This is a genomic window from Micromonospora parva (assembly GCF_000718515.1).
GTDB classification, from domain to species: Bacteria; Actinomycetota; Actinomycetes; order Mycobacteriales; family Micromonosporaceae; genus Micromonospora; species Micromonospora parva.
In genome coordinates this window covers 107089-115805 of the sequence record NZ_JNZS01000018.1, presented here as the reverse complement: position 1 = coordinate 115805, position 8717 = coordinate 107089, and the positions used below count along the sequence as shown (strand labels likewise).

The window sequence follows — 8717 nt, the reverse complement described above, 5'->3', positions numbered from 1 at the left end:
TGGGGGGGGGGCGGGGGGTTAGGGGGTGGTGCGGGTCAGCTTGGCGAGGGCGTCCAGTTGGGTGGTGTCGGAGAGGGCGGAGCCGACGGCCACCACGCGGACGCCCGCGTGCAGGAACGGGCCGGCGTTGCCCGCGTCGAGGCCACCGGTGGCGACGAAACGCAACTGCGGCAACGGACCGGCCATGGCCTTGAACCAGGCCGGCCCGAGGGAGATCGCGGGGAACGCCTTGAGCCAGGTGAGGCCGTGCCGCAGTGCCTGCTGGGCCTCGGTGGGGGTGGCCACACCGGGCAGGTGCGGCAGGCCACGCGCGGCGGCGGCGTCGGCGACCGTGAGGTCCAGGCCGGGCGCGACGGTGAACCGGGCGCCCGCGTCGGCCGCCGCGGCGACCTGGTCGACGTCGAGCACGGTGCCGGCACCGACGATCCGGTCGCGTTCGGCCCCCGCCGCGACGGCGGCCCGCAGCGCCGGCACCGCGTCGGCGGTGGCCACCGGAACCTCCACCACGTCGATGCCGAGGTCCCAGGCCCGCTCGGCGAGCCGAACGGTCTCGGCGACCGGAAGGCCGCGCAGGATCGCCATCACCCGGGCGCCGCCGAAGATGTGGTCGAAGTCCGGTGTGGTCATGGAACACTCCATCCGAGGTCGCGGTGACAGTGTTGCTGCTGGCCGGGGCGCCACCCGGCGGCCCGACTCAGGTCGTCGCCCCCAGGTCGGTCAGGTCGAGCGGCGACCAGGCGTCGGCCGGGGCGTCGATCAGCTTCTCGAACCAGGCCCACGGCGGGACCGGGGCGTTGTCGGCGCTGCTGGTCAACGCCTGCGCCGCCATCAGGTGGCCGAGGCGCAACCGCCGCACGGGGTCGAGGCCGCGCAGCAGCCCGGCCAGGTAGCCGGCGGCGAAGGCGTCGCCGGCACCGACCGGCTCCACCACCGTCACCCGGGGAGCGGGCACGAAGACCGGTTCGGCGTCGCGGACCAGCGCGGTGGCGCCGACCGCGCCGTCCTTGACCACCACCGTCTCCGGAGCGGGCAGCACCTCACGCACGGCCGTCGGGTCGGTGACGCCCCAGAGAGTCTCCGCCTCGTCCTGCCCGACGAAGACGAGGTCGCAGCGGTTGGCGAGGTCACGCAGCACCGGCGCGGCCTGCTCGGCGGACCACAACCGGGCACGGTGGTTGACGTCGAAGCTGACCCGGGCCGCCGGCAACGGCCGGTCGGTCACCGCGTGCTCGACAAGCGCCCGGCAGGACGCGGACAGCGCCGGGGTGATCCCGGACAGGTGCAGCACCCGGGCACCGGCCAGCGCCGGGTCGGCCAGCGTGGCCGGGTCCATCCGGGTGGCCGCCGACCCGGCCCGGTAGTAGTGCACGGCGGTCCCCTGCGGGCCCGGGTCCTTGACGTACAGGCCGGTGGGGGCGGCCGGGTCCACGCACACCTGGTCGACGCGGACACCGGCGGCGGCGACGTGCCGCACGACAGCCCGACCGAAGGGGTCGTCGCCGACCCGGCTCACCCAGGTCGTCAGGTGTCCCAGGCGGGCCAGGTAACCGGCCACGTTGGACTCGGCGCCGCCGACCGAGACGGCGACCCGCTCGGCGTGCTCCAGCGGCTCGCCCGGCGCGGGGCAGAGCACCACCATCGTCTCCCCCACCGCGGCCACCTCCACCGACGGGTAGCCGGCCGGCACACTCGCCTGGTCAGGTCGGGGGTCGGTCGGCATCGGGCACACGTCCTCGCGGCGGGGTGCTGGGCGTCGCCGAGCCTAGGTGTCGCGCGCGGGACGGGCAAGCGGTGTCCCGCGGTCAGGGCAGCGTCAGGCCGTACGTGGCCAGCACCTCCGCGATCGGCTGGTAGTAGGTGGTGCCGCCGGCCGTGCAGTTGCCGGTGCCGCCGGAGAGGATGCCGAGGATGGTGCCGGTGGCGGCCACGTAGAGCGGTCCGCCGCTGTCCCCCGGCTCGGCGCAGATGTTGGTGCGGATCAGGCCGTAGATCACGCCGGTGGCGTAGTTGACGGTCTGGTTGAGACCGGTGACCGTGCCGCAGCGCACCCCGGTGGTGCTGCCGCTGCGGCACACCGCCTGACCGATGTACGCGTTGCCGGGGCCGTTGATGGTCAGCAGGCCGGGGTACGTGTAGACGGCGCTCGGGTGGGCGATCCGACCGGTGTAGCGGATCAGCCCGTAGTCGTTGGTGGGGTAACTGGTGGCGGTGCGGGTGCCGAGCACGGTGCTCTGGGCGCTGTCGGCGTACCAGGTGGCGGCAGCCGCGGTGCAGTGTCCGGCGGTGATCACGTAGTAGGTGCTGCCGCTGCGTGCGTTCGCGCCGAGCGAGCAGCGCGCGCCGCCGCCGTAGATGCCCTGCCCACCGGCGATCAGCGGGCGCAGCGTTCCGGGTTCACGGCGCAGCAGCGCGCCGGCCCGATCGGCCACCGTCCGCAGTGCGCTCAGGTCGCGGGGGGTCACGGTGTCGTCGACGGTGAGGGTCATCCGGCCGGTGGCAGGGTCGAGGCCCCAGGCGGTGCCCGCGGTGCGTACCCCGCTCAGCAGGGCCACCGGATCGGCGGTGGGCGCGGCGGCCCGGTCGGGGACGGCGGCCTGCGCCGCGCCGGGTGCGACGAGCAGCAGGATGGTCAGGGCGAGGGCGGCCAGTGGGGAGCGACGCATCCGAACCTCCGAAGAGATCGAGATTGATGGATGCAGTGCAGCATCGCGCGACGCTCGCACCGTGGCAAGCTCCGCCCGCCCTCTTCCCCGACCAGCGGGAATCACCGATCCGGAGGACGGCCCGTGTCAGGGCACCGATAATCCTCGGGAGACGCGGCGGGAGGCCAGGCATGACCACCGAAGGGAATGCGACGCTGGTACGCCGGCTGGACGGGTCGACCCGGGCCACGCTGCTGGAGCTGCTCTTCGACGTGGTCTTCGTGGCCGCCCTCGCCCTGACGTCGAAACTGTTTTCCGAAGAGCTCTCGTGGGCCGGCGGCGCCAAGCTGCTGCTGATGCTGACCGCCGTCTGGTGGACGTGGTCGGTCACCGCGACCACCACCGAGTTCTACGATCCGCAGCAACGCCCGATCCAGGCCATCCTGATGCTTGCGATGGTCGGGTCGGTGGCGATGGCGGCATCGCTGCCGATGGTCACCATCGGGCACCAACTGCTCTTCGTGGCCTCGTACGTCGGCACGCACGTCATTCGCTGCATCATCCTGGTCACCGCCCTGCACCGGCAGCGGCACCAGACGGCCAGGGAGCGGGCCACGCGGTTTCTCTTCTGGTTCACGGTGTCCAGCGTCTTCTGGATCACCGGCGCGCTGTCAGAAACTCCGAACTGGGCGCTCTGGGGGATCGCCATAACGATCGACCTGGTCGCCGGGGCGGCCCGCTACCCCACGCCCCGGCTGGGCAAGGTGCCACTCACCCAGTACGGCCGGACCACCGAGCACCTCGGCGAGCGGTACCAGCAGTTCATCATCCTGGCCCTCGGCGACATCATCCTGGTGCCGACGCTGCAGGTCAGCCGGGGCAATCTCGACCACCTCCGGCTCGCCTCCCTGCTCTGCGCCTTCGCCGTCATGCTGCTGCTCTGGCAGATCTACGTCTTCCGCGCTGGCGAGTTGTTGGTGGCAGCCGGGTCCAAGGGGAGCCGCGCCACCCGGTTGGCCCCGTTCACCCATCTGGTCATGCTGGCCGGCGTGGTCAGCACTGCCGCCACGTTCGACCTGGTCGTCAGCAGGCCGACCGGAACGACGCCGGTGCCGTGGCTCGTGCTGATCATCACCGGCCCGACGCTGTTCGTGGTCGGTCGCGTGCTGTTCACCATGGCGGTGTCGTGGGTCATGCCGTGGCGGCGCGTCGCCTGGCAACTGCTGCCGCTGCTGGTGCTGCCGTGGGCCGGCGGCTGGCCGCCGTTGCTCGTGGCCTCGATCGTGGCGCTCGGGTTGGCCGGTCACATCCTGATTCCCGGAGCGGCACGGGAGACCACACCGGGCCTGTGGACGCGCAAGCCCGACGAATGACGGCGCGCCATCGACCGACGTGCCCACCGGCGCCTCGGCGAGGTCCCGGGCGCGGGCGTCCGCCGTGCCAACCTCCGGGCGTCCCTCGGTGAGCGGCGGGAATCGCCGATCCGGGGACGAGCCGTGTCGACACCGCCGATAATTTTCGGAAGAAACGGCGGGAGGCCCGGCATGACCACCGGAGGCACCGGGGCGCTGGTACGCCGTCCGGACGGGTCGACCCGGGCCACACTGCTGGAGCTGCTCTTCGACGTGGTCTTCGTGGCCTCGCTCGCACTGACCTCGACCCTGCTCGCGGAACGCCACACCTGGTCCACCGCCACGATGGTCCTGCTGATGCTGACCGCGATCTGGTGGACCTGGTCGGTCACCGCCACCACCACCGAGTTCTACGACCCGCAGCAGCGTCCCATCCAGGCCATCCTGATGGTCGCCATGGTCGGGTCGGTGGGGATGGGCGCGTCGCTGCCCAAGATCGCCAGCGGGCACGCGCTGGTCTTCGCCGTCGCGTACGTCGGCACGCACGTGATTCGCGGCTTCATCCTGATCACCAGCCTGCATCAACAGCGGCACCGGTTGGCCGAGATCCGCGCCACCCGGTTCCTGTTCTGGTTCCTGGTGTCCGGCGTCTTCTGGATCGCCGGCGCGCTGTTCGACACGGTGAACTGGACCCTCTGGAGCATCGCCATCGCGATCGACCTGGTCTCCGCGGCGGCCCGCTACCCCACGCCCGGGCTGGGCCGGGTGCCCTTCGACCAGTACGAGCGGACCACCGCTCATCTGGGCGAGCGGTACCAGCAGTTCGTCATCCTGGCCCTCGGCGACATCATCCTGGTGCCCACCCTGCAGGTGAGTCGGGGAGAGTTCACCGGGCTCCGGGTCGCCGCGCTGTTCTGCGCGTTCGCGGTCATGCTGCTGCTCTGGCAGATCTACGTCTTTCGCGCCGGCGAACTGCTGGAGGCCGGGGCGAGGGCGGGCCGCCCGGCGCGGGTGGCGCCGTACACCCATCTGGTGATGTTGGCCGGGGTGGTCGGCACGGCGGCCTCGTTCGACCTGGTCGTTGCCCGGCCGACCGGTACGACGCCGGTGGGATGGCTGCTACTGATCATGGGCGGCCCGGCCCTGTTCGTGATCGGCCGCGTCCTGTTCACCCTGCTGGTGTCCATGCTCGTGCCGTGGCGGCGAATGCTCTGCCTCATCCTGCCACTGCTGACGCTGCCGTGGGCCGGCCGCTGGCCACCGCTGCTGGTCACCACGAGCGTCGCGCTCGGGCTGGCGGCGCACATCCTGCTGCCCGGAGCCGCCCGGGAGACCACGCCGGGCCTGCGGGTGCGGCAACCCGACGACTGACCCGGCACGCTCAGCCGACGTGTCGAGCGGCCCACTCGGCGAGGTCGCGGGCGCACGCGTCCACCGACTCCTGCCAGGTCCGGGCCGCGCCCTCCCCCGCCTCGTCGCTGACCTGCTTGACCAGCCGGCACGGCACACCGGCCTGCGCGGCGGCCCAGGCCACCGCGTACCCCTCCATGTCGACCAGGTCGGCGCGCTGCGCCAACCGGTCCCGCTGCTCGTCGTCGGCCACGAAGGTGTCACCGGTGGCCAGCACCGCGCCCTCGGCGGCCAGCGACAGCGGCGCCCCGTACGTCTCGCCGGTGAGCGTGCGCAGCAGCTCGGTGTCCAGGTCGTGCTGGAGGACGGTGGCGATCTCGTGGATGCCGGCCAACCCGGGACGCAACGCCCCGGCCGTACCCAGGTTGAGCAGCAGGGCCGGGCGCGGCCCGGCGGCCAGCACCGCGGCCACCGCGCTGGCGGCGTTCACCTTGCCCATGCCGGTGAGCAGGACCGGCAGCTCGGGCGGCAGGTAGCGGGCCTCCTCCCCGACGGCGAGCACCACCAACGGACGATCGGCGCGGACCGTACCTCGAAGATTCACCGGAGCATCGTACGAGCCGGCCGGTGGGGCGCTGACGTCAGTCGGTGGTGAAGCGGTACAGCACGAAGTCCTTCTCCGCGCCACAGGCGATCAGGTGGGTGTTCCACGAGCAGGACGAGCTGCGAACGTCCTGCAGCTCGCCCAACTCGTCGACCTTCCCGGACTCGGCCCACACGCCGGCCAGCACCCGGTTGGCCACCACCACGCTGGGCGCCTTGGCGAAGACCAGCAGGTTGCCCTCGTCGAGGCGGACCGCCACCCCGCCCCGGTCCCGAAGCACCGGCTTGCCGGCGGCGTCGAAGATGGTGACGCTCGGCTCCGGGGACTCCCGTTGGGCGAGCAGTTGCTCACCCAACGGGACCAGGCCGGTCACGCCCGGCGCCGACCACTGGATCGCACGCTCACCCTCGGTGGCCGCCACCACCTCGGTGCGCGTGGCGTCACTGTTGGGCACCTGCACCAGGCAGGCCCGTCGGGGACCGCAGGCGACCAGCTCCGTCGGACGGTACTCGTCGTTCCCGGAGCGGTGCAGCACCACCGGTTCGGCGTCGGAACCCAGGTCGTAGGCGAGCAGCTGGTAACCGCCCTCGTTGGCGGCCACGTACAGGCGGTCCTCGTGGGCGACCACCAGGTCGTCGAGGTCGGCGACGCTGCCCCACTGGCGCAGCACCGCGCCGGATGCCATGTCGAGCAGCCGCACCGACCGGTCCGCGCCCACCTGCACGAGTCGCCGCCCCTTGCCCGTCCACGGGTCGCGGGGCGTGCCGTCGAGGAAGGCCGGTCCGCCCGCCGCCGCGTCGGTGCCCACCGGCCGGACCACGGTACGGCCACCGGCGTACCGGTCGCGGGGGTTGGCTCGGGTCCACTTCGTCGCGCCGTCGGTCAGGCGCAGGCCGACCAGTTCGTCAGCGGCCCGGTCGACCAGCACCGCCGTGTCGTCGGCGACGTAGACGTCGTCGTCGCCACGGAGAACGCGCTGCCAGCGCTGCTCGCCGGTCCGACCGTCGAGGACGGCCATCGGTCGGGGGGTGCTGTCGCCGGGCGCGTCGGCGAGGACCACGACCGCCCCGGGGACGGCGATGACCGCCTCCCAGTCGTCGGCGCGCACGTCGGTCTGCTCGCGCCACACCTCGCGACCGGTGCCCGCGTCGACGGCCACCACCTCCAGCCGGTCGTCGGGCAGCGGGAACGCGAGGTAGGCCCGATCGTCGAGCACCGCCGTCCACATGTCGGTCGGACGTTCGGCGCCGGCCGAGAGCCGGGACAGTTCGCGCAGCGAGGCGAACTCCAGGTCCGGGTAGCGGTCCCGGGTCAGGTAGAGCGTCGCCGCGGTGGCCACCCCGGCCACCGCCAGCACCGCGCCGAGCACCACCCAGCGTGCCCGCCGCCAGCGGGTCCCGCCGCCGCTCGGGGTCGGGGTCGCGCCGGCCAGGCCCGGCCCGGGGGGCGGGCCCACCGGCGGGGTGGATCCCGGCCAGGGCTGCGACGGTACGACCGGCGCGGGTGCTGCGGCCGGGGCGGGCGGGCTCACCGGAGCTGGCGCGGGTGGGGCCACCGGTGGTCCCGCGTACGCCGGGGCGGGTAGCGGCTTGCGCAGTGGCAGGTCGGTCAGGGCACCCTCGGCCACCGGCAACTCGGGCTGGTCCAGCACCGTCGGCGCGATCCCCAGGTCGGCGTGCAGCATCCGGGCCACCAGCGGGATCCGCGACGACCCGCCCACGAGGAACAGCCCGGCGAGCTGGTCGGGGCGCAGACCGGCGGCGGCGATGACCTCCCGGGCCCGCTGCACCGCCCGCCGCAGCAGCGGCGTGGCCACCCGTTCGACGTCCGCCCGGGTCAGCTGGATCGGCTCGGCCACTCCCGGCACCGCGACCGGCGCGACAACGGACCGGGACAGGGTCTCCTTCGCGCCTCGTACCTCGTCCCAGAGCCGGATCTGGTCGCGGCGCTGCGCCGGATCCGCCGGTCGGGTGAGCCGGGCCCACTGCGCGGCGTGCCGATCACCGACCAGCTCACCGACCCGCCGTACCAGCGCGGCGTCGAGGTCCAGGCCGCCCAGGTCGGGCAGGCCGCCGTCGGCGACCACGCTGAAGCCGGAGTCGCCCCAGGGGTCCGCACCCTCGTTGCGCAGCACCGCGACGTCGAGCGTCCCGCCACCGAAGTCGAACACCGCGATGGCCCCGCCGACCGGCACCGGACGGTGCAGCACCTGCGTGTAGTAGCGGGCGGCGGCCACCGGCTCCCGCAGCAAACGGGTGCCCGGCGGGGTCGGCCCGGCGAGGGTGTGCTCGGCCGCCTGCGGCCAGCCCGCCCGCAGCAGCGCGTCGGCGAGGACCTGCCGCCGCGTCGCGTCCCAGGCGGCCGGGCAGGTGACCACGGCCGGGGGCAGGAAGCCCACCGCGCCCACCGCGGCCCGCGCGACCGCCGCCAGCACCGCGGCGAGCAGCTCGGCCGGCGGGTACGCGTTGTCGCCGAGCCGCACGGTCGGCTCGTCCACCCGACGCTTCGGGTTCGCCTCGAACCGGCCCGGGTCGGTCTGCGCCAACCGGCGGGCGTCCCAGCCGCTGTGCAGGGTGCCGTCCTGGTCGGCGTAGACGGCGGACGGACTGAGTGGTTGACCGTCCATCAGCAGCGGACGGGTCCGCCCGTCCGGCCAGCGCAGCACCGCGACCGTGTTGGACGTACCGAGGTCGACACCGAGTGCGAAACCCTCGTGCTGGCCTGCCATTGCCCGATACCTCCGCCGCGACGAGGGGAACTCGACCCCGC

7 protein-coding genes are annotated in these 8717 nt (G+C 73.5%); 2 read left to right on the top strand and 5 right to left on the bottom strand.

The window, feature by feature from the left end:
* Positions 1-18: 18 nt before the first annotated feature.
* The 3 genes from IF22_RS0123730 to IF22_RS0123720 form a co-directional block, all read right to left on the bottom strand.
* Entirely contained in the window at positions 19-627 is a 609-nt protein-coding gene (locus IF22_RS0123730; protein ID WP_030335564.1) for a bifunctional 4-hydroxy-2-oxoglutarate aldolase/2-dehydro-3-deoxy-phosphogluconate aldolase, read from the bottom strand.
* 67 nt (positions 628-694) lie between these two features.
* A complete protein-coding gene (locus IF22_RS0123725) occupies positions 695-1720 on the bottom strand; it encodes a sugar kinase (protein ID WP_030335563.1) in 1026 nt (341 codons plus the stop codon).
* Between the two features lie 82 nt (positions 1721-1802).
* Positions 1803-2663, bottom strand: a complete 861-nt coding sequence (locus tag IF22_RS0123720) for a S1 family peptidase (protein ID WP_030335561.1) — start codon at positions 2661-2663, stop codon at positions 1803-1805.
* Positions 2664-2833: 170 nt separating this feature from the next.
* Here IF22_RS0123720 and IF22_RS0123715 point away from each other — a divergent pair, with 170 nt between their 5' ends.
* The gene (locus tag IF22_RS0123715; protein ID WP_051708742.1) at positions 2834-4015 is read left to right on the top strand and encodes a low temperature requirement protein A; all 1182 of its coding nucleotides are present in this window, start codon (positions 2834-2836) and stop codon (positions 4013-4015) included.
* A 171-nt stretch (positions 4016-4186) separates the two neighbouring features.
* Positions 4187-5365: a low temperature requirement protein A gene (locus tag IF22_RS0123710; RefSeq protein WP_051708741.1), complete on the top strand. Its 1179-nt coding sequence runs from the start codon at positions 4187-4189 to the stop codon at positions 5363-5365.
* Between the two features lie 10 nt (positions 5366-5375).
* Here IF22_RS0123710 and IF22_RS0123705 read toward each other — a convergent pair whose 3' ends face one another.
* Positions 5376-5948, bottom strand: a complete 573-nt coding sequence (locus IF22_RS0123705) for a nucleosidase (protein ID WP_030335558.1) — start codon at positions 5946-5948, stop codon at positions 5376-5378.
* A gap of 37 nt (positions 5949-5985) precedes the next feature.
* Complete coding sequence (locus IF22_RS0123700) at positions 5986-8676, bottom strand: Hsp70 family protein (protein WP_030335557.1); 2691 nt, start codon at positions 8674-8676, stop codon at positions 5986-5988.
* Positions 8677-8717 lie beyond the last annotated feature (41 nt).